At 69.7% G+C, this 554-nt stretch carries 1 protein-coding gene; it reads right to left on the reverse strand.

Annotated elements, in window-relative coordinates; all coding sequences use genetic code 11:
* Positions 1 to 554, reverse strand: a 554-nt coding sequence (locus tag HCI85_RS20855; RefSeq protein WP_167147923.1) for a diguanylate cyclase domain-containing protein, incomplete at both ends; no start/stop codon positions are given.

The raw sequence follows: 554 nt of genomic DNA on the forward strand, positions 1-554 counted from the left end.
GGCCGGTTTCCTCGGCCAGCGGAATGAACAGCGCCGGGCTGACGGCGCCACGCTCGGGGTGCCGCCAGCGCAGCAGGGCCTCGGCCTTGTGGGCACGGCCGTCGGCGAGGCTGACCACCGGCTGGTAGTGCAGCGCGAATTGACTCAGCGGCAGTGCGGCACGCAGGTCGCTGGCCAGGGCCATGCGCAGCTGTGCCGCCTCCTGCATGGCCGGCGTGTAGAACTGGCAGCGGTTGCGGCCCTCGGCCTTGGCGGCATACATGGCCTGGTCGGCGTTCTTCATCAAGAGCTCGGCTTCAGCGCCATCCAGCGGGAACACCGTGATGCCTATGCTGGCCGACAGGTAGACCTCGGTGCCGGCTATCGCGAAGGGCCGGGACAGCTGCTGCAGGATGGTGGTGGCGATGCGCTCGATCTGCGCCGGCTGGCCGAGCTCGGCGAGGATGACGGTGAACTCGTCGCCGCCGAGTCGGGCCACGATGTCGGTCTCACGCACGCAATGCTGCAGGCGTGCCGCCGCCTCGTTCAGCAGCGCGTCGCCCTCTCTACCGCTC

This window comes from Pseudomonas sp. OTU750018, from assembly GCF_011636575.1.
Taxonomy (GTDB): domain Bacteria; phylum Pseudomonadota; class Gammaproteobacteria; order Pseudomonadales; family Pseudomonadaceae; genus Aquipseudomonas; species Aquipseudomonas peli.